This window comes from Nocardioides bruguierae, assembly GCF_023554635.1.
GTDB lineage: Bacteria > Actinomycetota > Actinomycetes > Propionibacteriales > Nocardioidaceae > Nocardioides > Nocardioides bruguierae.
The window spans coordinates 1-21,915 of sequence record NZ_JAMJPH010000039.1 but is presented as its reverse complement, the minus strand read 5'-3'; the positions used below and the strand labels follow the sequence as shown (position 1 = coordinate 21,915).

At 73.2% G+C, this 21,915-nt stretch carries 22 protein-coding genes; 6 read left to right on the top strand and 16 right to left on the bottom strand.

Annotated features, from left to right (window positions below):
* Nucleotides 1-148: 148 nt before the first annotated feature.
* Both M8316_RS19925 and M8316_RS19920 read left to right on the top strand, forming a co-directional pair.
* Complete coding sequence (locus M8316_RS19925; RefSeq protein ID WP_250057712.1) at nucleotides 149-418, top strand: DUF2277 domain-containing protein; 270 nt, start codon at nucleotides 149-151, stop codon at nucleotides 416-418.
* 47 nt (nucleotides 419-465) lie between these two features.
* Nucleotides 466-1,356: a Sir2 family NAD-dependent protein deacetylase gene (locus M8316_RS19920; RefSeq protein WP_250057710.1), complete on the top strand. Its 891-nt coding sequence runs from the start codon at nucleotides 466-468 to the stop codon at nucleotides 1,354-1,356.
* A 23-nt stretch (nucleotides 1,357-1,379) separates the two neighbouring features.
* On the opposite strand, the gene M8316_RS19915 is transcribed toward M8316_RS19920, so the two are convergent.
* Complete coding sequence (locus M8316_RS19915) at nucleotides 1,380-1,778, bottom strand: hypothetical protein (protein ID WP_250057708.1); 399 nt, start codon at nucleotides 1,776-1,778, stop codon at nucleotides 1,380-1,382.
* 174 nt (nucleotides 1,779-1,952) lie between these two features.
* Nucleotides 1,953-2,645 (bottom strand): iron-dependent transcriptional repressor DtxR, encoded by a 693-nt coding sequence (locus tag M8316_RS19910; protein WP_250057706.1) that lies wholly within the window; start codon nucleotides 2,643-2,645, stop codon nucleotides 1,953-1,955.
* A gap of 191 nt (nucleotides 2,646-2,836) precedes the next feature.
* Between M8316_RS19910 and M8316_RS19905 the strand changes: the two genes are divergently transcribed.
* Nucleotides 2,837-4,216, top strand: a complete 1,380-nt coding sequence (locus M8316_RS19905) for a cryptochrome/photolyase family protein (RefSeq protein ID WP_250057704.1) — start codon at nucleotides 2,837-2,839, stop codon at nucleotides 4,214-4,216.
* A gap of 113 nt (nucleotides 4,217-4,329) precedes the next feature.
* Nucleotides 4,330-5,982, top strand: coding sequence for a glycoside hydrolase family 13 protein (locus M8316_RS19900; protein WP_250057696.1), 1,653 nt, complete (start codon nucleotides 4,330-4,332; stop codon nucleotides 5,980-5,982).
* A gap of 93 nt (nucleotides 5,983-6,075) precedes the next feature.
* Here the strand turns inward: M8316_RS19900 and M8316_RS19895 are convergent, their stop codons facing one another.
* From M8316_RS19895 to flgN, 14 genes are all read right to left on the bottom strand, one after another.
* Nucleotides 6,076-6,564, bottom strand: a complete 489-nt coding sequence (locus M8316_RS19895) for a MarR family winged helix-turn-helix transcriptional regulator (RefSeq protein ID WP_250057694.1) — start codon at nucleotides 6,562-6,564, stop codon at nucleotides 6,076-6,078.
* Nucleotides 6,564-8,195, bottom strand: coding sequence for an MDR family MFS transporter (locus tag M8316_RS19890; protein WP_308196062.1), 1,632 nt, complete (start codon nucleotides 8,193-8,195; stop codon nucleotides 6,564-6,566). The genes M8316_RS19895 and M8316_RS19890 overlap by 1 nt, the downstream gene beginning before the upstream one ends.
* A gap of 415 nt (nucleotides 8,196-8,610) precedes the next feature.
* Entirely contained in the window at nucleotides 8,611-9,105 is a 495-nt protein-coding gene (locus M8316_RS19885) for a chemotaxis protein CheX (RefSeq protein ID WP_250057692.1), read from the bottom strand.
* Nucleotides 9,102-9,494, bottom strand: coding sequence for a response regulator (locus tag M8316_RS19880; RefSeq protein ID WP_250057690.1), 393 nt, complete (start codon nucleotides 9,492-9,494; stop codon nucleotides 9,102-9,104). The genes M8316_RS19885 and M8316_RS19880 overlap by 4 nt, the downstream gene beginning before the upstream one ends.
* Nucleotides 9,495-9,496: 2 nt before the next feature.
* The gene (locus tag M8316_RS19875) at nucleotides 9,497-10,378 is read right to left on the bottom strand and encodes a CheR family methyltransferase (protein ID WP_250057688.1); all 882 of its coding nucleotides are present in this window, start codon (nucleotides 10,376-10,378) and stop codon (nucleotides 9,497-9,499) included.
* Nucleotides 10,375-11,706, bottom strand: coding sequence for a protein-glutamate methylesterase/protein-glutamine glutaminase (locus M8316_RS19870; RefSeq protein ID WP_250057686.1), 1,332 nt, complete (start codon nucleotides 11,704-11,706; stop codon nucleotides 10,375-10,377). Before M8316_RS19870 ends, M8316_RS19875 begins: the two co-directional genes overlap by 4 nt.
* A 114-nt stretch (nucleotides 11,707-11,820) precedes the next feature.
* Complete coding sequence (locus M8316_RS19865; protein WP_250057684.1) at nucleotides 11,821-13,458, bottom strand: methyl-accepting chemotaxis protein; 1,638 nt, start codon at nucleotides 13,456-13,458, stop codon at nucleotides 11,821-11,823.
* Nucleotides 13,459-13,567: 109 nt separating this feature from the next.
* Nucleotides 13,568-13,999 (bottom strand): chemotaxis protein CheW, encoded by a 432-nt coding sequence (locus M8316_RS19860; protein WP_250057682.1) that lies wholly within the window; start codon nucleotides 13,997-13,999, stop codon nucleotides 13,568-13,570.
* A 13-nt stretch (nucleotides 14,000-14,012) separates the two neighbouring features.
* Nucleotides 14,013-16,364: a chemotaxis protein CheA gene (locus M8316_RS19855; protein ID WP_250057680.1), complete on the bottom strand. Its 2,352-nt coding sequence runs from the start codon at nucleotides 16,362-16,364 to the stop codon at nucleotides 14,013-14,015.
* Nucleotides 16,365-16,585: 221 nt separating this feature from the next.
* Entirely contained in the window at nucleotides 16,586-16,819 is a 234-nt protein-coding gene (csrA, locus tag M8316_RS19850; RefSeq protein WP_250057677.1) for a carbon storage regulator CsrA, read from the bottom strand.
* A gap of 152 nt (nucleotides 16,820-16,971) precedes the next feature.
* Nucleotides 16,972-17,382 (bottom strand): flagellar assembly protein FliW, encoded by a 411-nt coding sequence (locus M8316_RS19845; RefSeq protein WP_250057669.1) that lies wholly within the window; start codon nucleotides 17,380-17,382, stop codon nucleotides 16,972-16,974.
* An 86-nt stretch (nucleotides 17,383-17,468) separates the two neighbouring features.
* Nucleotides 17,469-18,356 carry a flagellar hook-associated protein FlgL gene (gene flgL, locus M8316_RS19840; RefSeq protein ID WP_250057667.1) on the bottom strand — a complete coding sequence of 296 codons (888 nt, stop codon included), beginning with the start codon at nucleotides 18,354-18,356 and terminating at the stop codon, nucleotides 17,469-17,471.
* Nucleotides 18,356-19,744: a flagellar hook-associated protein FlgK gene (gene flgK / locus M8316_RS19835; RefSeq protein ID WP_250057665.1), complete on the bottom strand. Its 1,389-nt coding sequence runs from the start codon at nucleotides 19,742-19,744 to the stop codon at nucleotides 18,356-18,358. The genes flgL and flgK overlap by 1 nt, the downstream gene beginning before the upstream one ends.
* A 4-nt stretch (nucleotides 19,745-19,748) precedes the next feature.
* Nucleotides 19,749-20,222, bottom strand: a complete 474-nt coding sequence (gene flgN / locus M8316_RS19830) for a flagellar export chaperone FlgN (protein WP_250057663.1) — start codon at nucleotides 20,220-20,222, stop codon at nucleotides 19,749-19,751.
* 340 nt (nucleotides 20,223-20,562) lie between these two features.
* On the opposite strand from flgN, the gene M8316_RS19825 reads away from it, so the two are divergent.
* Nucleotides 20,563-21,426: a sigma-70 family RNA polymerase sigma factor gene (locus M8316_RS19825; RefSeq protein ID WP_250057661.1), complete on the top strand. Its 864-nt coding sequence runs from the start codon at nucleotides 20,563-20,565 to the stop codon at nucleotides 21,424-21,426.
* A 382-nt stretch (nucleotides 21,427-21,808) separates the two neighbouring features.
* Nucleotides 21,809-21,915 (top strand): flagellin N-terminal helical domain-containing protein (locus M8316_RS21340; protein ID WP_443689928.1); only part of this gene is annotated, 107 nt, incomplete at its 3' end.

Sequence of the window (21,915 nt, the reverse complement as noted above, 5' to 3'; positions counted from 1 at the left end):
CTCGCCAAGCAGCCGCGGGCACGTGCGGCGAGCTCGGGGCTCGGGCGTGGCCGCCCTCGCACCTCGATCACCGGAGCCCCGGGGGTCGAGCAGCGAGGAGCCCCGGCGACGAGCGCACCTCGAGACCACCACGCCGTACGCTCGAGGCATGTGCCGCAACATCCGCCAGCTCCACAACTTCGAGCCGCCGGCCACCACGTCCGAGGTGGAGGCCGCGGCGCTGCAGTACGTCCGCAAGGTCTCGGGGAGCACCAAGCCCTCGCAGGCCAACCAGGAGGCGTTCGACCGCGCGGTCGCCGAGGTCGCCCACGCGACCCAGCACCTGCTGGACGCCCTGGTCACCACCGCCGCACCCAAGGACCGCGAGGTGGAGGCGGCCAAGGCCCGCGCCCGCGCGCAGGAGCGGTACGCGCGTTGACCGAGGCCTCCCCGGGCGCCGCGGCGCCACCCGTCCGCGTCCCGTCCGTGTCCCCCGCGCTCGTCGCGGTCCCGACCCGGGCGGTCGCACCGGCGGGCTGGGAGCCCGAGCCCTCCTGGTCCGCGCCCGGTCAGGTGCAGCGCGCAGCCGACCTGCTCGTCGGCCGCCACCTCGTCGTCCTCACGGGCGCGGGGCTCTCCACCGACTCCGGCATCCCCGACTACCGCGGCCCCGGTGCGCGCCCGCGCAGCCCGATGACGTTCGCGGAGTTCGTCTCCGGGCCCGTCGCGCGCCGGCGGTACTGGGCGCGCAGCCACGTCGGGTGGGGCCGGATGCGCCAGGCCGACCCCAACGCCGGCCACCGGGCGGTGGCCCGGCTCGGCGCCGACCTGGTCATCACCCAGAACGTCGACGGCCTGCACGAGCGCGCGGGCACGGACCCGCTGGTCGCGCTGCACGGCCGCATCTCCGAGGTCGTCTGCCTCTCCTGCCGAACCCTGACCTCGCGAGCGGACCTGCACGAGCGGCTGACCGCCCTCAACCCGGGCTACTTCGAGGCGCACGCGGACGCGGCGGTCAACCCGGACGGCGACGTGGAGCTGGACGACACCAACGGCTTCGTCGTCCCCGACTGCGAGGTGTGCGGCGGCATCCTCAAGCCACACGTGGTGTTCTTCGGCGAGAACGTGGAGGCGCCGGTGGTCGCGCGCTGCTTCGCCGCGGTGGACGCCCTCTCCCCCGCCGACGGCGCCGTGCTGGTCGCCGGCTCCAGCCTGGCGGTGATGAGCGGCCTGCGGTTCGTCCGCCGGGCGGCCCGCGCCGGCGTGCCCGTGGTGATCGTGAACCGCGGCTGGACCCGCGGCGACGCGCTCGCCGACGTGCGGGTGCAGGGCGGCGTCGCCGACGTGCTCACCACCGTGGCAGACGCCCGGCGCTGAGCCCCGGCCACCGGCGAGGACGGTCAGTCGTCGTCGCGCTCGGCCCAGCGCCGCCGGAGCTCGCCGAGCAGGTCCACGACCGAGCGCTCGTCGTCCGGGCCGGGCGGGGAGCCCTCCTCGGGCGCGCGTGGTGCGACGTGCAGCATCCGGTCGCGCACCTGCTCGGGCGGCACCCGGGCGTCCCGACGCAGCACGTAGACGGTGTCCTCGAGCTCGAAGCGGAGGTCGAGCACGGTGGCGGTGTGGTACTCGCCCTCGGGGTCGACCAGCATCACGACCTCCCCGGGCTCGAGCCCCCGACCCAGCGCGGTCTCGGAGTGCCGCAGCACGAAGTCGGCCCCGGTCGCGGGGTCCAGCGGGTGCGCGGGGTCGCTGTGCTCGCCGAGCAGGTCGACGGGCATCGTGACAGCGATCAGCTCCACGACGCCCCCCTCCTCGCCCGGGCCGAGCACGACCCGTCACGGCGGTCGCCCCCCGCGCCCGCTGTGCGCTCACGGTAGGGCAGCCCCCGGGCACCGACAAGGCGGGCACCCGTGCCGGTGGACGCGCGTCCACCGCGGGGACGAGCGGTCACCCCCGCGGCGGCGAGGCCAGGCTCAGGAGCAGCGGGAGACGAAGATGTGCTGCGCCGCCTCGTCCGAGATCTCGGCGGACTCCCCGCCGGCGGAGACGAGGTAGCCGGCGTCGGTGGCGCCGGCGGAGACCGTCTTGTCGGGGCGCGCGCCGACCCGACGCAGGGCGCTCATCAGGGCCTCGTCCTTCTGCATCTCCTCGGAGATGCGGCGGACCAGCACCATCACCTCGCCGCCCAGGCCGACGACCTTGGCCAGCGGCTCCACGCCGTCCATGAACTGCTCGCCGGACGGGCTGCTGCCGAGCTCGTCGAGGCCCGGGATCGGGTTGCCGTAGGGGGACTCGGTGGGGTTCTCGAGCAGCTCCAGGAGCCGCTTCTCCACGGTCTCGGACATGACGTGCTCCCAGCGGCACGCCTCCTCGTGGACCATCTCCCAGTCGAGGCCGATGACGTCGACGAGCAGGCGCTCGGCGAGCCGGTGCTTGCGCATGACGCGCGTGGCCAGCATCCGACCCTCGTCGGTCAGCTCCAGGTGGCGGTCGCCCTCGACCGTGAGCAGGCCGTCGCGCTCCATCCGGGCGACGGTCTGGGACACGGTGGGACCGCTCTGGTGCAGCCGCTCGGCGATCCGGGCGCGCAGCGGGACGATGCCCTCCTCGACCAGCTCGTAGATGGTCCGCAGATACATCTCGGTGGTGTCGATCAGGTCGCTCACGCCGACTATTCTCCCTCATCGTCAGGGTCGCTTCGACCCGCGCCCCCTCCCCCCGCTGGAAGGGCGTGCTGACGAGCCGGGGTCACCGTGACACACCACGCCGACGCCCGCCACACGAAACCCCCGGGGCGGTGCCCGCGCTCGCGGACCGGGTGAGCAACCTCGCGCCCCGCGGCTGGCAGCCTCGGGGGATGACCTCGGTGATGTGGTTCCGCCGCGACCTGCGGCTCGCCGACAACCCCGCCCTCCGCGCGGCGGCCGACGACGGCCCCGTGCTCCCGCTGTTCGTGCTCGACGACCGGCTCTGGGGCCCGGCCGGCCCGAGCCGGCGTGCCTACCTCGCGGCCAGCCTGCGGTCGCTGGACGCCTCGCTGCGGCAGCGGCACGCCGGCCTCGCCGTCGTCCACGGGGACCCGGTGGAGCAGGTCGTGGCCGCCGCCCGCGCCGCGGGTGCGGGCGCCGTGCACCTCGCCGCCGACTACGGCCCCTACGGCAGCGCCCGCGACGAGGCCGTGGAGAAGGCGCTGGCCGACGCCGGGATCGACCTGGTGCGCACCGGCTCGCCCTACGCCGTGGCACCCGGACGGGTCACCAACGGCTCCGGCGACCCGTACAAGGTGTTCACCCCGTTCTCGAAGGCGTGGGCCGACCACGGCTGGCGCGCGCCCGTCGACGCCCCGAGCGGCGGCTCGTGGCTGACGCTGGAGGACCTGAGGGGCAAGGACGGCGCCGGCCCGCTGCACCCGGTGGACGTCCCGGACGTCGACCTGCCCGAGGGCCTCGCCCTGCCCGAGGCCGGGGAGGCAGCCGCCCTGCGCCAGTGGGAGTCGTTCCTCGACGACCTCGACGCCTACGACGAGCAGCGCAACGACCCCGGCAAGGACGCCACCAGCCGGATGTCGGTGCACCTGAAGTACGGCGAGGTCCACCCGCGCACGCTGCTGGCCGAGCTCGGGCAGCGCCGCTCGGCCGGCGCGCGCTCGTACCGCAGCGAGCTCGCGTGGCGGGAGTTCTACGCCGACGTGCTGGCCCAGAAGCCGGAGACCGCGCGCGAGTACCTGCGCCCGGAGTTCGCGCGGATGACCTACGACCGCCCGGGCGAGGACTACGACGCGTGGTGCGAGGGCCGCACCGGCTTCCCGATCGTCGACGCCGGCATGCGCCAGCTGCGCGCGACCGGCTGGATGCACAACCGGGTGCGGATGATCGTGGCCAGCTTCCTGGTCAAGGACCTGCACCTGGAGTGGCAGCACGGCGCACGCCACTTCATGCGGTGGCTGGTCGACGGCGACCTGGCCTCCAACCAGCACGGCTGGCAGTGGACGGCCGGCTGCGGCACCGACGCCGCGCCGTACTTCCGCGTCTTCAACCCCACCAGCCAGGGCAAGAAGTTCGACCCGCGGGGCACCTACGTGCGCCGCTGGGTCGAGGAGCTGGCCGACCCCCAGCAGGTGCCCGACCCGCACGAGCCGGACGCGGAGACCCGCGACCTGGTCGGCTACCCGCACCCGCTGGTGGACCACAAGGCCGAGCGGCAGGAGTCGCTGGACCGGTGGCAGGCCATCCGCTGACCAGCCCTCTCCCCGCTCCGCGCACCACCGACGCAGCCCCGGGAGCGTCCCAGGATGCAAGCGCTCTCGCGCGGGAGGTTTACCGGTAACATCCGATGTGCGAGAGTGAGTGCATGGCTGGCAACGACGCATCCATCGACCCGACCCCCACCGGCGCCGAGTGGTGGCGCCACGCGGCGATCTACCAGGTGTACCCCCGCTCCTGGGCGGACGCCGACGGCGACGGCGTGGGTGACCTCCCGGGCATCACCGCCCACCTGGAGCACCTGCGCGACCTCGGCGTCGACGCCCTGTGGATCTCCCCCTTCTACCGCTCCCCCCAGGCCGACCACGGCTACGACGTGTCCGACTACCAGGACATCGACCCGCTGTTCGGCACCCTCGAGGACGCCGACGCCCTCGTCGCCCGCGCCCACGAGCTGGGCCTGAGGCTCATCGTGGACCTCGTCCCGAACCACTCCTCCGACCAGCACGAGTGGTTCCAGGCGGCACTGCGCGCCGAGCCGGGCAGCCCGGAGCGCGCCCGCTACCTCTTCCGCGACGGCACGGGCGAGGGCGGCCTGGAGCCCCCGAACAACTGGGAGTCCGTCTTCGGCGGCTCCGCGTGGGACCGCGTGGCCGAGCACCCGGACGGCCGCGACGACGACCCGCAGTGGTACCTGCACCTGTTCGACTCCTCCCAGCCCGACTTCGACTGGCGCAACCCTGAGGTCGGCGACATGTTCGAGGGCGTCCTGCGCTTCTGGCTCGACCGTGGCGTCGACGGCTTCCGCGTGGACGTGGCGCATGGCCTGTTCAAGGAGGAGTCGCTGCGCGACCAGGTGCGCCCCGAGGGCGCCAAGGGCGGGGCCACGGCCGGCGAGGAGGCGGGCTCCATGGTCGAGCGCGCCGCGCTGGACGAGCCGATGTGGGACCAGCCGGAGGTGCACGAGGTCTACCGCCGCTGGCACCAGGTGCTGGCCGAGTACCCCGGCGACCGGATGATGGTCGCCGAGGCCTGGACCGCCACCGCCGAGTCGATGGCCCGCTTCGTCCGCCCCGACGAGTACCAGCAGACCTTCAACTTCGCCTGGCTGCTGGCCCCGTGGTCGGCCGAGAAGTTCGCGAACGTCGTCACCCACACCTTCGACGCCCTCGAGCCCGTCGGCGCGACCCCGACGTGGGTGCTCTCCAACCACGACGTCATCCGGCACGTCACCCGCTACGGCGGCGGCACCCAGGGCCTGGCCCGCGCCCGCGCGGCCACGATGACGATGCTGGCGCTGCCCGGCTCGGCGTACCTCTACCAGGGCGAGGAGCTCGGCCTCGAGCAGGTCGACGTGGCCCCCGAGGACCGCACCGACCCCAGCTGGCTGCGCACCAAGGACACCGACGCCCCCGAGATCGGCCGCGACGGCTGCCGGGTGCCGATGCCGTGGTCGGGCGACTCCGCCCCCTTCGGCTTCGGCCCGGGCACCGGCCAGCCCTGGCTCCCGCAGCCCTCGGGCTGGGGCAGCCTCACGGTGGCCGCGCAGGAGACCGACCCCGAGTCGACCCTCGCGTTCTACCGGCGCACGCTGGCCGCCCGCCGCGACCTCGCGGACCTCCCCGCGTCCGTGAAGGTGGTCGTCGACGGCGACGTCCTCAGCTTCACCCGCGGCGACCTGACGGTCGCGCTCAACTGCGGCACCGCGGACGCGGCGCTGCCGGACGGCGAGGTCGTGCACGCCAGCGGTCCGGTCGACGGCACGCTGCCGGCCGACACCGCCGTCTGGGTGCGCGGCTGACGCACCCGGCACGGCAACGACGAGACCCCCTCCGCCTGCGGGCGGAGGGGGTCTCGGTCGTCGTGGGCCCGGGTGCGGCCGGGGGCGGGCCGCTCAGGCTCCGGCCGGGTCCGGCTCCGGGCGTCCGGTGAGGGCCTCGTTGTAGCGCCCCAGCTGCACGGCCAGGCGCTCCACCTCGTCGTCGGACCAGCCCTCGAGCTGGTCGGAGACCCACTGCCGGCGGACCTCCTTAATGGGCTCCAGGCGCTCGCGGGCCAGCGGCGTCACGCTCAGCAGCGAGGCGCGGCCGTCGTCGGGGTCCGGGTTGCGCACCACGAGGCCGAGGTCGACCAGGTGGCTGACCTGACGGCTGATCGCGCCCTTGTCGATGTCGAACAGCTCGGCCACCACGGAGGCCCGCAGCGGACCCTGCTCCTGGAGGTAGCTCAGCATCAGGTACGAGGCGGGCTGGAGGTCCGGGTGCACCGCGCTGGCACGCGAGTTGATCACCTTGCGCACGCGACGGATCAGCACGCCCACCTCCTGCTCCAGGCGCATGAGGGTGTCGGCTCGCGGGGTCGTCGGGCTCGCTGGTGGCGTCATCAGACGTCGAGCGTAGCCGCCGCAGCGGTCCGCGGCGCGCGGTCCCCGTCATCCGTGGACGCCGCGTCCCGGGCGGGCTCCTCGCGCACCGGGCCGTTGGACGTGCGCAGCTCGACCTTCGGCATGGCCAGCACGGCGACCAGGGCGATCACCGCGAGGGGCGCCGCGACCAGGAAGACGTGGGCGAAGCTCTCGCCGTAGGCGGCCTCGACCACGGCCAGGACGGGGGCGGGCAGCGAGTCCAGGTCGGCCAGCGCGGAGGACGAGCCGGTCGCGCTGACGCCGAGGTCGGCCAGGCCGGAGGCGATCTTGCCGGCGACCTGGTGGGAGAGCAGGGCCCCCAGCGCGGAGACGCCGATCGAGCCGCCCAGGGTGCGGAAGAAGGCGGCGACGGACGAGGCGACGCCGATGCGGTGCAGGGGCACCGCGTTCTGCACCACGAGGACGAGGTTCTGCATCGTCGAGCCCATGCCGACGCCCAGCACCGCCATGAAGGCCCCCACGACGACCAGCGAGGTGGTCTCGTCGATGGTGGAGAGCAGGCCGAGGCCCACCACGACCAGCGCCATGCCGCCCACCAGCCACGGCTTCCAGCGGCCGTTGGCGGTGATGACGCGCCCCGAGACGATGCTGGAGACGAGCAGCCCGCCGACCATGCAGACGGTCATGAGGCCGGCCTCGGTCGGGGACATGCCGCGCGCGGTCTGGAAGTACTGCGAGAGGTAGACGGTCGAGCCGAACATCGCGACGCCGACGAGCGCGGAGGCGATCACGGCCAGCACGATGGTGCGGTCGCGGAACAGGTCGAGCGGGATGATCGGGTCGCGGGCGACCTTGCCCTCCACCAGGACGGCGGCGGCCAGCACGACGACGGCACCGGCGACCATCAGCACGGTGGTCAGGGAGCCCCAGGCGAACTGGTCGCCGGCGAGGCTGACCCAGATCAGCAGCAGGCTGACGCCGCCGACGACGAGGAACGAGCCCAGGACGTCGGGGTGCACCTCGCGGCGGACGGTGGGCAGGTGCAGCGTGCGCTGGAGGACGACGAAGGCGGCGACCGCGAACGGCAGGCCGAGCCAGAACACGCCCCTCCAGCCGAGGGCGGAGTCCACGATCACGCCGCCGATGAGCGGGCCCGAGACGGTGGCCACGGCGAAGACCGCGCCGATGTAGCCGCTGTAGCGGCCGCGCTCGCGCGGGCTGACGATCGTGCCGATCACCACCTGCACCAGCGCGAGGATGCCGCCGGCACCCAGGCCCTGGAGCACGCGGGCCCCGATGAGCACCTCCATGGACGGCGCGAACGACGCGATCACCGAGGCGATCGTGTAGAGGACCAGCGCGACCTGGACCAGGCCCTTCTTGCTGACCAGGTCGGACATCTTGCCCCACAGGGGCGTGCTCACCGTGGTGGCCAGCAGGGTCGCCACGACCACCCACGTGTACCCGGTCTGCGAGCCGTCCAGGTCGGCGACGATGCGCGGCAGCGCGTTGGTCACGACGGTGCTGGAGAGCATCGCCACGAACATGGCCAGCAGCAGGCCCGACATCGCGGTCAGGATCTCGCGGTGCGTCATCTGCTGGATCTCACCGGGGTGGTGGTTCTCCGGGTGCGGGGCGGTCTGCGTCAAGGGGGCCTCGGGGTGTCGACGGGGATGGTTGCCGGGCACAACTGTATGCGATAGGCAGGTATTCCCGATGGTCGGCTCCGCCGACATGTCGCCGGACTTATACCCCTGTTCTTCACTCCTCGACTCGGCCCGGGCGTTCGCTGCGCTCACGGCCCGCACGCTCGTCTCGTCCCTGCAGAACAGGCGTCGCCCGACGACGCTTCACGAGTCCGGAAAGCACGATCCCCAGAGGCACAGGGGGATGTGCCTCTGGGGACCAGTCAGCAGAGGGGCATGAAGCGTTCGTGCGCGACGCCTGTTCTACAGCGAGGATGGCGAGGTGCCGACCGCGAGCCTGCGAGCGTCGGTGCCGAGAGTTCCGAGCGCAGAACAGGGGTATAAGCGCGCGAACATGTCGCCGGAGGCGACCGATGTGTCAGGCCGCCGACCAGACGCTCACCGTCACCGGGTGCCCGGCCCAGTCGAGGTGGACGCTGCACACGGGTGCGGCTCCGCCGGCGACCCAGCGCCCGGCCTCGGTGACCGGCAGCCCCAGGGAGGAGGGTGCGGGCACGAGGCTCTTGACGTTGCCGCCGACGACGTTGACGAGCTCGCCGACGGTGTCGTCGAGGTCGGCCGGGGTCACGTCGGTGACCATCAGCATCTGGCGGGCCATCCGCTCGGCGGCGGTGCGGCTGCACTCGACGACGACCTGGCCCTCCCAGGAACCGAGCACGGCGATGGCGGAGTGCACGGCGTCGGTCTCGGGGTCCGCCCCGGCGTCCGTCCCGGCGTCGTCGCCGGGCGGCGGCACGTCGCCGGCGTCCAGGAAGGTCGCCCAGACGTCGTCCGCGATCTGCTGGAGGTCCTCGACGGACACGGCGGCGGGGGTGCTGCCGAGGGCGTCGGCGGGCGCGTCGGTGGTGGTCATGCCACTCTCCTGGAGGGGTCCAGGCCGAGGAGGTCGAGCTTGTCGGCCATCGCCTCGGCGGTGAAGGGCTTGATGAGGTACTCGTGGGCGCCCGCGGCGAGGGCCCGCACCACCTGGTGGTTCTCCGACTCGGTGGTGACCATCATCAGGGTCAGGTCCCGCAGCTCGGTGCGCTTGCGGGCGGACTGCACGAAGGTCAGCCCGTCCATCACGGGCATGTTCCAGTCGACGGTGCACAGCACCGGCAGCTCGTGCGGCTCGCAGGCGCCGAGGACGTCGAGCGCCTCCTGGCCGTCGCCGGCCTGGAGGATCTCGAAGCCCTGCTGGGTCAGGAGCCGGCCGATCATCATCCGCATGGCGCGGGAGTCGTCGATCACGAGGGCACGCACGGTCAGATCACCTTCCTGGCAGCGAGACCGGACAGGGGAGCGGTCCCGACGGTGGGGGCGGCGACGGCGCCGCGGGGGCGGTTGACCGTGAACCGGCCGATGGTGCTGCGCTCCCACGAGTCGTCGATGCCGAGGGTCGTCTCGGCGCCGCCGAGGAAGAGGTAGCCCTGCGGGTCGAGCACCTGGCGGACTCGGCCGAGCACCTGCTTCTTGGTCGCGGCGTCGAAGTAGATGAGCACGTTGCGCAGGAAGACGATGTCGAAGACCGGCATCGGCGGGTAGGGCGCCGCGAGGTTGAGCGTCTGCACGCGCACCATGGAGCGCAGCTGGTCGGAGACCTTCCAGCCGGTGCCCTCGCGCTGGAAGTACTTGACCAGCAGCGGCGCGGGCATGCCGCGGCCGATCTCGAGCTGGCTGTACCTGCCCTCGCGGGTGCGGTCGACCATCGACTGCGCGAGGTCGGTGGCGACGATCTCGACGCGCCAGCCGAGCGGCACGACGTGCTCGGCGGCGAGCATGGCGATCGTGTACGCCTCCTGGCCCGACGAGCAGGCCGCGGACCAGATGCGGATGGTGCGGCTGGCGTTCGGCCGCTGCATCAGCTCCTGGAAGATCGTGCCGGACAGCGCCTGGAAGGGCTCGCGGTCGCGGAACCAGGAGGTCTCGTTCGTGGTCATGGCCTCGACGACCTTCGACTTCTCCCGCGCACCGTCGGGCCGGCGCAGCCGGTCGACGTAGGCGTTGACGTCGGCGTCCCCCGCGGCGACGGCGAGGGAGCGCAGGCGGGAGTCGACGAGGTACTCCTTGCCCGTCTCCAGGACGATGGCGGACTCGCGTCGCACCAGGTCGGCGACGAAGCGGAACGCCTCGGGCGAGAGGGTCATGACAGGACTCCTGAGGTGAGGGCGGAGCGGGTGCTGGCGGTGGCGTGGAGGGGAGCGGTGGTGCGGCCGCTGGCGGCGAGCGGGCGGGAGCGGCGGACCTGCTCCACGATCGCGGGGCCCACGGCGGGGAGGGGGAGGACGTCGGCGGGCACACCGGCGTGGACCACGGCGCCGGGCATGCCCCAGACCACGGAGGTGGCCTCGTCCTGGACGAGGACGGCGCCGCCGCCGTTGTGGATGGCGACGCAGCCCGCGGCCCCGTCCTGCCCCATGCCGGTGAGGACCACGGCGAGCGTGTGCTCGGCGCCCCAGGTCTCGATCACGGACCGGAACATGACGTCGACGGCGGGCCGGCAGTAGTTCTCCGGCGCCCCCTGGTCGAGGGTGGTGCTGACGACGTCGCCGGTGCGCCGGAAGCGCAGGTGGTGGTCGCCGGGGGCGAGCTGCACGGTGCCGGGCTCGACCCGCTCCCCCGCCCCGGACTCGACGACCCGGAGCGGGACCTTGGAGTCCAGCCGGTCGGCGAAGGCCTTGGTGAAGACGGGCGGCATGTGCTGGACGACGACGACGGGCACGCCGAGGTCGGCCGGCAGCGACTCCAGGACCCGGGTGAGGGCCTCGGGCCCGCCGGTGGAGACCCCGATCGCCACGACGTCGATCCGCGAGCGGGGGGCTCGGGCCGCGCGGGTGACGGCCGGGGTGGGCGTCCGCACCTCCCGCGGGTGGGCCACGGGGCTCACCGGCGGGAGGTGGGCGGCCTGCGGCGCGTGGGCCGCGTGGGCGTCGGGACGGGGCGTCTCGTGCCCGGCCCCGCCGGTCGGGGACGACGGGGTGGCACGGTTGCGCGAGGCCTGCTCGCGGCTGGTGCCGGCCGGGCCGAAGATCCCGGCCCGCGGGGCGCGGGGCCCGGCGCCACGGCGGCCGCCCACCAGGGCGACGACCTTGGGGATGAGCTCCTCGCGGACCGCGGCCATCGACGCCTGCACGGAGCCCACGTTGGCGGGCTTGGTGACGTAGTCGCTGGCCCCGAGCTCGAGGGCCTGGAGGGTGGCCTGCGCGCCGCGCTCGGTGAGCGTCGAGAACATGACGACCGGCAGGCGGATGCCGAGCTTGCGCATCTCACCGAGGGTGGCGATGCCGTCCATCTCGGGCATCTCGATGTCCATGGTGACCAGGTCGGGCTTGAGCTGGGTCATCTTGGTGATCGCGACGCGGCCGTTGACGGCGGTGCCGACGACCTCGATGCGCTCGTCGGCGGCCAGCACGTCGGTGACCAGGCGGCGGATGACGACGGAGTCGTCGACCACGAGGACGCGGATCTTGCTCATCGCCTGCTCCTGGGTGGCTCGGTCCGGCGGGTGGGGGGTGCGGGGTGCTGCTGGGGCGGTGCGGGGCAGGACGCCGGCGGTGCCGGCGTCCTGCCCGTGCCCGGTGGGGGTGGGTCAGAGGCGGAACTGGCTGACCAGCGACCGCATCTCGGCGGCCATCCGGGCCAGGTCGGTCGCGGACCCACTGGTGGAGTCGGCAGCCGCCATCGTGTCCTGAGCCGCGCGGGCGACCCCGGTCACGTTGTCGGCGATCGCGGAGGAGCCGGTGGCGGCCTCGGCGACGCTGCGCGACATCTCGTTGGTGGTCGCGGTCTGCTCCTCGACGGCCGAGGCGATGGTGGCCTGGGTGTCGTTGATCTGGCCGATGACCTCGGCGATCTGTGCGATGGCGGTGACGGCGGCCTCGGTGTCGGCCTGGATGGCCTCGATCCGCTGGCCGATGTCCTCGGTGGCCTTGGAGGTCTCCTGGGCCAGCTCCTTGACCTCGTTGGCGACGACCGCGAAGCCCTTGCCGGCCTCGCCGGCACGGGCGGCCTCGATGGTGGCGTTGAGGGCGAGCAGGTTGGTCTGCTCGGCGATCGAGTTGATCACCTTGATGACGTTGCCGACCTCGTAGGAGGACTCGCCGAGCTTGGCGACGGTGCTGGTGGCGGCCTCGGCCGAGACCACGGCCTGGGCGGCGACGCCGGCGGCGCTGGTGGCGTTCTGGGCGATCTCGCGGATCGAGGCGGACATCTCCTCGGTGCCGGCGGCGACGGTCTGCACGTTGCGGCTGACCTCGTCGGCGGCACCGGCCACCAGGTCGGCCTGGGTGCTGGACTCCCCCGCGGTGCCCTTCATCTGGGTGGAGACGGCGGAGAGCTGGTCGGAGGCGGAGGTGAGCGACTCGGCGCCGGAGCCCATGCGGCGCAGCGCGTCGGACAGGTTCTCCAGGGTGCGGTTGAGGGAGTCGCCGAGGCGGCCGATCTCGTCGCGGCTGCGGACCTCGATGCGGGTGCCGAGCTCGCCGTCGGCCGCCGCGTCGAGCACCGAGACGGTGCGGGCCAGCGGGCCGGTGATCCGGCGGCCGATGACGACCGCGAGGAGCACCGAGACGACGCCGGCGCCGAGCAGGGTCAGCAGCAGCGTGATCCGGGCCGCCGAGGAGGCGTCGTCGAGCCCGACGCGAGCGTCCTCGAGCCCGCCCTCGAGCACGACGCGGAGGTCGTCGAGCGCCGCGTCGAGCTCGTGGTTGGAGTCGGTCACGGCCGTGACGCCCTCGGAGCCGCTCACGCCCAGCTCGCCGGCGGTCAGGGAGAGCACGTAGTCGTAGTAGCCCTGCGAGGAGGCCTCGAGGACGTCGACCTGCTCGGCGATGTCGGCCGGGAGGTCCAGGCCCTGGAGGAGGGCGATGACGTCCTGGGCGCTGACGACGTCGTCGGCCGCGTCCGTGGCGGCCGTCTCCTGCTCCCCGGCGATCAGGTAGCGGAACGCGTCCGCCTTGATCTCGGAGTTGCGGTTGTCCAGGTGGTAGAGCTCGGCGGCGGCGGTGTCGAGCGCGGCCTCCGCGTCCTGGGCGTCGGCCTGGTTGCCCAGCACGCTCAGGGTGGTCGCGTAGAGCAGCGCGGCCGGCAGCAGCGCGACGCCGGTGAGCACGGCGAGCTTCTTGCCCACGGACAGGTCGGCGAGGAAGCTCCGTCGGGGGCGTCCGGCCGACGGGGCCGGGTCCACGCCGCCGGAGGTGGAGACGGGCGGGTCTGCGAGGACGGTCATGACGGTTGCGTTCTCCTACGGGTTCGTGACCGTGGTCCGTGGTCACGTGCGGGTGCCGGTGGTCGCACCGGCGGGGTGGGGTCCGAGAGCGGCCCGAGCGGGCCGGGGGTCAGGCGGCCTCGAGGCCGCCGACGGCGCGGTGCGTGTCGAGGAGCAGCATCAGCCGCTTCTCGAGCTTGCAGACGCGCTCGACGACGGCGCGGACCGAGGCGGGCACGGTCTCCGGCGGGGTCTCGAAGGAGTCGGCCGGCGGCTCGAGGACGTCGCCGATCTCGTCGGCGACCAGCGAGACGGCGGAGCCGTCGGCGGTGCGGACGACGATGTTGACGCTCTTGCCGTCGGGCTCGCGGTCGGCCATGCCGAGCCGGCGGCGCAGGTCGATCGAGGTCACGATCGCTCCGCGCAGGTTGAGCAGGCCGGAGACCTCGCGGGGCGCCAGGGGGACGCGCGTGACCTCCTGGGCCCGCAGCACCTCCTGGACGCTCTCGACCGGGACGCCGAACAGGTGGCCACCCACGGTGAAGGTGCAGAACTGGGACATGCCGGGTGCCTCCTCAGGCGGACCACGCCAGCGACGGCGCGGGGGTCAGTCGGGCCGCGATGGCCGCGATGTCGACGAGCTCGGTGACGTGCTCCTGCACGACGGCGGAGTCCGAGCCGCCGTTCTCGATGCGCACCGCGAGGTCGGACTCGACGATGTCGAGGATGTCGTCCACGACGACGCCGAGCAGCTGGTCCTCGGAGCGGCAGACGACCACGCGCAGCGAGGAGTCCGGGTCGGCGAAGGCGCCGCCCGTGCCCAGCTCGTTGGCGAGCCAGACCATCGGCAGGATCTGGCCGCGGTACTGCACGACCTCCTGCTGGCCGGCGCGCTCGACCCGGTCGGGGCGCATCTCCTCGAGGCGGTCCACCGCAGCGACCGGGATCGCGGCGCGGCGGCCGGAGCCGACGTCCACGACGAGGACGGAGGTGGACTCGGCGGAGGCCAGGTCGATGTTCGCCACGGACGGGTCCTCGCCGCTCTCCAGGTTCATGCCCGAGCTGCGGGCGATGGCGGTGACGTCGAGGATCAGCGCGACGGAGCCGTCGCCCATGATCGTCGCGCCGGAGTAGGTCGACAGCGAGCGCAGCTGGCTCGAGAGCGGCTTCACCACGATCTCCTCGGTGTCGAGGATGTCGTCGACGACGAGGCCGTACTCCTGGTTGTCGGCCTGGAGCACCACGATGTAGGTGGCGCCGGGCTCGCGGGCCTCGAGGCCGAGCTGCTCGCGCAGGTCGACCAGGGGCAGCAGCTTGCCGCGCAGGCGGTAGACGGGGGCGCCGTGGACGGTCTCGATGGCGACCTTCGACTGCTCGGCGTCGAGGCGGACCAGCTCCAGCAGGTTGACCTGCGGGATCGCGTAGCGGTGCTCGGCGGAGGTCACGACCAGGGCGGGGATGATCGCCAGCGTCAGCGGGATGCGGACGCGGACGGTGGTGCCCTCGCCGTGGGCGGTGACGATGTCGATCGTGCCGCCGATCTTCTCGATGTTCGTGCGCACCACGTCCATGCCGACACCACGCCCGGAGACGTTGGTGACGGCCGCGGCGGTGGAGAAGCCGGGCAGGAAGATCAGCTGGACGGCCTCGTGGTCCGTCATCCGGGCGGCCTTCTCCTCGGTGACCAGGCCCTTGCCGATCGCCTTGGCCTTCAGCGCGGCCGGGTCGATGCCCTTGCCGTCGTCGGAGATCTCCAGGTTGACCTGGCCGCCCTCGTGGAAGGCGCGCAGCGTGAGCGTGCCCTTCTCCGTCTTGCCGGCGGCGGCACGGGTCTCGGGACCCTCGATGCCGTGGTCGATGGAGTTGCGGACGAGGTGGGTCAGCGGGTCGCGGATCGCCTCGAGGATGGTCTTGTCGAGCTCGGTCTCCCGGCCCTCCATCTTCAGGTCGACGTGCTTGCCGAGCTGGACGGAGAGGTCGCGGACGACGCGGGGCAGCTTGGACCACACGTTGTCGATGGGCTGCAGGCGCGTCTTCATGACGCCCTCCTGCAGCTCGCCCACGATGAGGTTGAGGCGGTGCGTGGTGTGCGCCAGCTCGGAGTTCTCGGTGGCGGCGGCCCGCTGGAGCATCTGGTTGCGGGTCAGCACCAGCTCGCCCACCATCGTCATGAGCGAGTCGAGCAGACCCACGTCCACGCGGATGGTGGAGTCGGCGACCGAGCGGCGCGGCTCACCGCCGGCGGCGTCGGGGGCGACCTGCGCGACCGGGGCCTCGTGGTGCTCCTCCTCGACCGCGCTGGGCACGGCGGCCAGCGTCGGGGCGGGGGCCGGCACGGGCGCTGCGGCGACCGGCTCGGGGGCGACCGGCTCGGGGGCGACCGGCTCGGCGACCGGCTCGGCGACCTCCTCGGCCACGGTCTCGGCGGGGGTCTCGGCGGCGGTCTCGGCGGGGGCCTCGGCGGCGGGCGCCGCGGCCTCGTCGGCGCTGCCGCCGTCCAGGACGTGCTGGACGCGGGCGACGAGCTCGTCGTAGGCCGCGCCGGCCTCGCCGTTGTGCTGCTCGATCGTGGCGAGCAGGTCGCGCACGGCGTCGACGACGTCCAGCAGGATCGTCGTGGTGCCGGGGGTGAGCGTCAGCTTGCCGTCGCGCAGCCGGGCCAGGAGGGACTCACCGACGTGGGTGACGCTCTCCAGGGTGCCGAAGCCGAGGAAGCCGCTGGTGCCCTTGATCGTGTGGATCGTGCGGAAGACCCCCGAGAGGAGGTCACGGGAGGTCGGGTCCTGCTCGAGGGCCACCAGGTCGCGGTCGAGCTGGTCGAGGTTCTCGTGGCTCTCGATCAGGAACTCCGAGACGATGTCCTCGAGCCCCGCGAGGGGCGAGGAACCCGCGGTGTCTGCGGGGTTGTCCTGGGACGAGTTGCTCATGGCGGGCGCTCTCTCTCGCTGTAGCCGAAGTCGCAGGTGGATTCGGCACAGCGGCAGCCCGGCTGAGTAAAACCCCGCCCAGCCCTCGCCCGGCAGGAGGCCCCACAGACCAGGGACCATGGTCCTTTCGGACGGTCAGGTCAGCGCCGAGCGGTGGTGGTGGCGCCCCTCGTCACGCGGCGTCGTGACCTCGGTCGGCGGCCCGGCCGGCCCGGTGGGGCTCAGCGCTTGTCGCGCAGGAGCTTGGCCAGGGAGGCCACCTGCTCCTCGCTGGCGGACGCGGCGGCCTGGTTGCTCGACTCGAGCTCGGCCAGCAGCTCCGCGCGGTTGACCGCGACGGAGCGGGGCGCGTCGATGCCGATCCGCACGACGTCGCCACGGATCTCCAGCACCGTCACGGTGACGTTGTCACCGATGACGACGCTCTCGCCCACGCGGCGGCTCAGGACCAGCATGGCGGCCACGCTACCCGGTCCCCGGCCCCGCCGGGGAGCAACGCCGCGCCTCGGGCCCGAGTCACCGGGGTCCGGACGGGCGCGGGGCCGGCGCGCCGTGGGGCACGCCGACCCCGGGCCGGTGCTGCTGGGTGCTGCTGGGTGGGTGTCGCTCAGACGAGCGGCACCGCGGTGGTCAGCGAGGCGTCGTCCAGGATGACCTGGGCGGCGGCCAGCGTGTGCCGGTTGACCACGACGGGAGCCAGGAGGTTGGCCGTGGTGCCCGCGAGCGACTCGCCGGGGGTCAGCACGACGAGCAGCAGGACGTCCTCGGCGGTCTCCAGACCGAGCTCGGCCTGGGTGGTGTCGTCGACGACCGGTGCGTAGTCGGGGAAGAACGTGTGCGGCGGCACCACGAGGAAGCGGGTCTCGTCCTCGACGGAGCGGAGCGCCGAGAGCACGCCGGCGTCGTCGAGCGCCTCGAGCGTGAAGCGGTGGTGCCCCGGGAAGCCGGGCAGGGGTCGGACGAGGCTGATGACCGCGCCGGCGTCCGTGCCCTCGGCCTGGGGGGTGCTGGTGGTCACTGCGGAGCTCCTCCGGAGCGTGGGGATGCGGGGGGTCTCGACCGCGGCCGTCGCGGCGGGCCGGTCGTGCCGGGTCGTCGTCGTGATCATCGCAGAAAGTCCACGAGGCTCGGCTGAACGACCTTGGCCGTGGCGGCCAGCGCCGCCTGGTAGGCGACCTGGCTGACCTGGAGGTCGACCATGGCGGCGGGCAGGTCGACGTCCTCGACCTCCGAGAGGGAGACCTGGAGGCCGAAGACCGCGTCCTCGGCGGTGAGCACGGCCTTGTCGGCGCGGGAGTAGGTGGCACCGACCCGGGAGATCACGTCGGTCACCCCGGCCATCCTGCTGGTCATGGAGTCGATGGCGGCGCTGATGGACGCCTTGTCGTCGCTGCGCAGCGCGGTGGCGAGGGCGTCCAGCTCGGCGAAGACGCTGGAGGCCCCGTCGCCGAAGACGTCGGTGCCCTCCACGTCGACCCGCAGACGGACGCCGTCCGCCACGGTGCGCTGCACCGCGCCGGGCACGCCGATCCACGTGCCGGTGTCGTCGAAGGCCTTGCTGCCGGCCGTGACGCCACCGAAGACGGGGCGGCCCAGGTAGGAGGTGTTGGCGTCGTCGAGCATCGCGGCGCGGATCTGCTCGACCTCGGTGGCCATGGCCTCGCGCGAGGTGGCCGAGGAGGTGCCGTTCGCGCCGGTGAGGGCGAGCTCGTGCACGCGGCGCAGGTTGTCGTTGGTGCTGGTCAGCGCGGTCTCGGCCATGGTCAGCCAGGAGAGGCCGTCCTGGCCGTTGCGGACGTGCTGCTGGGCGCGGGAGAGCTCCGAGCGCATCCGCATGGAGACCACCGCGTCGGTGGGGTCGTCGGAGGGCCGGTTGATGTTCTTGCCGGTGGCCAGCTTCTCCTGGACGTCGGCGACCCGGGACAGGCCGCTCTGCAGGCCCGTGAGCGAGCTCCGGACCATCATGTTCTGGGTGACACGCAGCACGACCATCAGCGCACCAGACCTGTCCTGTTGATGAGGGTGTCGAGCACGGTGTCGACCGTGCTCATGACGCGGGCGGCGGCCTCGTAGGCACGCTGGGCGGCGACCATGTCGACCATCTCCTCGTCGAGGTTGACGCCGGAGAGCTGCTCCTTGGCCGTGTCGACCTGGGTGGTGAGCAGCTGCTGGGTGGCGGTCAGCCGCTTGGCCGAGGCGACCTCGGTGCCGCGTCCGCTGACCAGCTGCTGGTAGGCGAGCTCGGCGGTGCCGGAGGCGGCGAGCCGGTCGGCCACCCCGCCGTCCAGGCTGCCGGCGACGTCGGAGGCCGCGACCTGGCGGTCGGTGACGGCCACGGTCAGGGTGGACGCCGGGTCGGCGGGGTCGTAGGTGAAGAACGGGTTGCCGGTGCCGCCGTCGAGGTCGTGGCCGGCCACGTGGGCGGCGTTGACGGCGTCGGCGAAGTCGCGGACGACCGTGTTCAGGTGGTCGGCGTAACCGGGGAGCGTGGTGTTGAGCAGCTCGGTGGTCGCGCCCAGCTCGCCCGAGAGCGAGGAGGTGAGCGCGGAGGTCGAGCCGCCCAGGGTGATCTCGTAGCTGACGGGCAGCCCGTCGGCGTCACCGTCGGGGGTGATGCCGGAGGCGATGGCCAGCGAGCCGGCCTGCATGCCGTCGACGAGCTTCACGCCGCCCACGGTGATGTCCAGGCCCCCGTCGGAGCGCTCGGTGGCGGTGCCGCCGGTGATGGTGGTCAGCTGCTTGGCCAGCCGGTCGCGCGTGTCGTAGAGCGAGCTGGTGTCGGTGCCGTCGAGGCGACCGGCGTTGATGGCGCGGTTCGTCTCGGACAGCTCCACGGCGATGGTGTTGACCTCGCCGACGAGGCCCGTGGCGGTGAGCCGCTGCGTGGCCTCCTCGTTGTCGATGTTCGCGGCCTGGGCGGCGAAGGAGTCGGCCAGGGCGGCGGCCGCGGCGATCACCTGACCGCGGGCGGCGATGGAGCTGGGGTCGTTCGCCAGGTCGTCCCAGGTGTCGCGGAAGTCCGAGAGCGCCGCGGAGACGCCGGAGTCGCCCGGCTCGCCGATGCCGCTCTCGAGGCGGGTCAGGGCCGTGGTGCGGGTCTCCAGGTAGGCCAGCTTGGCGTGCTCCGTGCGGGAGCGGGCCTCCATCAGCGGGTCGGCGAGCCGCTCGACGCCGCTGGTGCGCACGCCGCCGTCGGGGCCGGTGTAGCGCGACCACATGGCCGGGACCGACGGCGCGCCGAGCGTCTCGGCGGTCACGCGACGTCGGGTGAAGCCCTCGACGCCGACGTTGGCGACGTTGGCGCTGGCGGTCTCGATGGCGACGCGCTGGTAGCGCAGCGCGGACAGCGCGGAGTTGAGGGAGGACAGGGTGCCGCTCATGAGGTCACAGGCTCCCGTCGAAGAGTCGGGCCACCCGGTCGCTGCCGACCGCCTGGCCGTCGCCGGCGTAGGTCGTCGGCTCCTCGAGGTCGGCCAGCGCGGCGCGGGCGGCCTGCCAGCCCGCGGTGAGCAGGTCCCGGTTGGTCTCGGCCATGTCGGTGAGCCGGTTGGTCGTGGAGGTGAAGGCCTCGCGGTGCTCGAGCAGGATGGAGCGCCACGGCTCCTCGCTGGCCTCGGCCAGGTCGAACAGGGAGGGCGAGGGGGCCAGGCCGAGCGCGGCGGCGGCCTCGTCGGCGGCCACGGCGCGGAGCACCTCGGTCTGGCGGATGGTCTCCAGCACGGCCTCGACGTCGTTCGCGGCGCGCGTGAGGTGGTCCGAGCGGTGGTTGGTCAGCAGCAGCTGCTCGACCTCCAGCCGGTACAGCAGGGTCTCCAGCAGCTCGCGTTCGCGCCACAGGACGAGGGCCAGCTTCTCCACTCGAGGCTCCAGGTGTTCGAAGGGGACGGTGCGCCGTGCGTGGCGCCGCGGGGCGTCTGCCTCGCACCGGGCTGATCGGCCCCCGAGCCGCCCATCTGAGCCGGATCGCCCATCCCGACACCACGACTTCCGGCGCGACGAGGGCGCCGACCCGGGACCTTCGACCCACCCCTTTAACAAGGTTCACCGTCGATCCGACAAGGAACCGACAAGGAAGGCCCAAGAGTCCTTCAGCCACGGTCACAAGCGGTTTCGCAGGGTCCACAGTGGTGCTGTCGCCGGCCACGAGGGTCCGGCGGAGGACACCCGGACCACCACCCCCGAGGCAGAGGAGACGACCGTGACCCCCAGCGCGCGGATCGCAGAGATCGAGACCACCACCGTCCTGGACGACCAGGCCCGCGAGGCCCTCGCGGTCGACCACATGGCGCTCGTCTCCCACATCGTCCGCGAGACCATGGGCCGCGTGCCGGCCCACGTCTCCCGCGACGACCTGACCTCCGCCGGGCTCACCGCCCTGGTGAAGGCGGCCCAGGCCTTCGAGGCCGACCGCGGGGTGCCGTTCACCCGCTACGCCGCGTCCCGCATCCGCGGTGCGATCCTCGACGAGCTGCGCGGCATCGACTGGGCCTCCCGCTCGGTCCGCCGCCGCGGCCGCGACCTCGAGGCCGCCCGCTCCTCCCTCGCCGCCGAGCTCGGCCGGGCCCCCGAGGTCCACGAGGTCGCCGCCCGCGCCGGGATGACCGTCGCCGAGGTCGAGAACAACGACGGCGACGTCGCCCGCGCCAACGTCCTCTCCCTCCAGGGCTCCGAGGTCTCCTTCGAGGAGGTCCTGGTGAGCTCCACCCCGGAGCCGTCCGAGGTGCTCGAGCACCGCGAGCGCCTGGAGTACATGGTCGACGCGATCGCCGAGCTGCCGGAGCGCATGCGCATCGTGGTCCAGGAGTACTTCCTCGCCGAGCGCCCGATGGCCGAGATCGCCGAGACCCTGGGCGTCACCGAGTCCCGCATCTCCCAGATCCGCGCCGAGGCGCTGGTCCTGCTCCGCGACGCGATGAACTCCGCGCTCGACCCCGACCTGGTCGCCGCGCACCCCCGCCCCCAGGGCTGCGCCGCCCAGCGTCGCTCGGCCTACTTCGCCGCCGTCGCCACCCGCCACGCCACCGGTCGCACCCAGACCGCGGCCGTCGCCGGCATCGCCTGAGCGACGAGCTCCCCCGACGCTCCCCCGGCGCTCACCCCGGTGCTCCCCCGGCACTACCCACGCTGCCCGCGGCGCCCCTGAGGCCACGGACCGCACCAGCGCGCACCGCGCGCCTCCCGCCACCCGGTCACCGACCGGGTCGGACGCTCGGGTCCCCCGCCCGCGCGTCCCGCACGACACGCACCGCCACCTGCTCCACCTGCTCCACCTGCTCCACCCGCCGGCAGCGTCGCCGGCGCTCCCCCGTGGCAGACCCAGCCACAGACACCGCCACCGTCACCGTCACAGATCCAGCACGACCGGCCTCCGGCCGGACGCTGCTCCGCCAGCAGCGAGCCCACGGACGGGCTGACCGACTCGACTCCCAGGAAGGGAACCCATCATGAGCCTGCGCATCAACACCAACGTCGACGCGATCAACACCTACCGCAACCTCTCCTCGACCCAGAGCTCGATGAGCAAGTCGCTGGAGAAGCTCTCCTCCGGCTT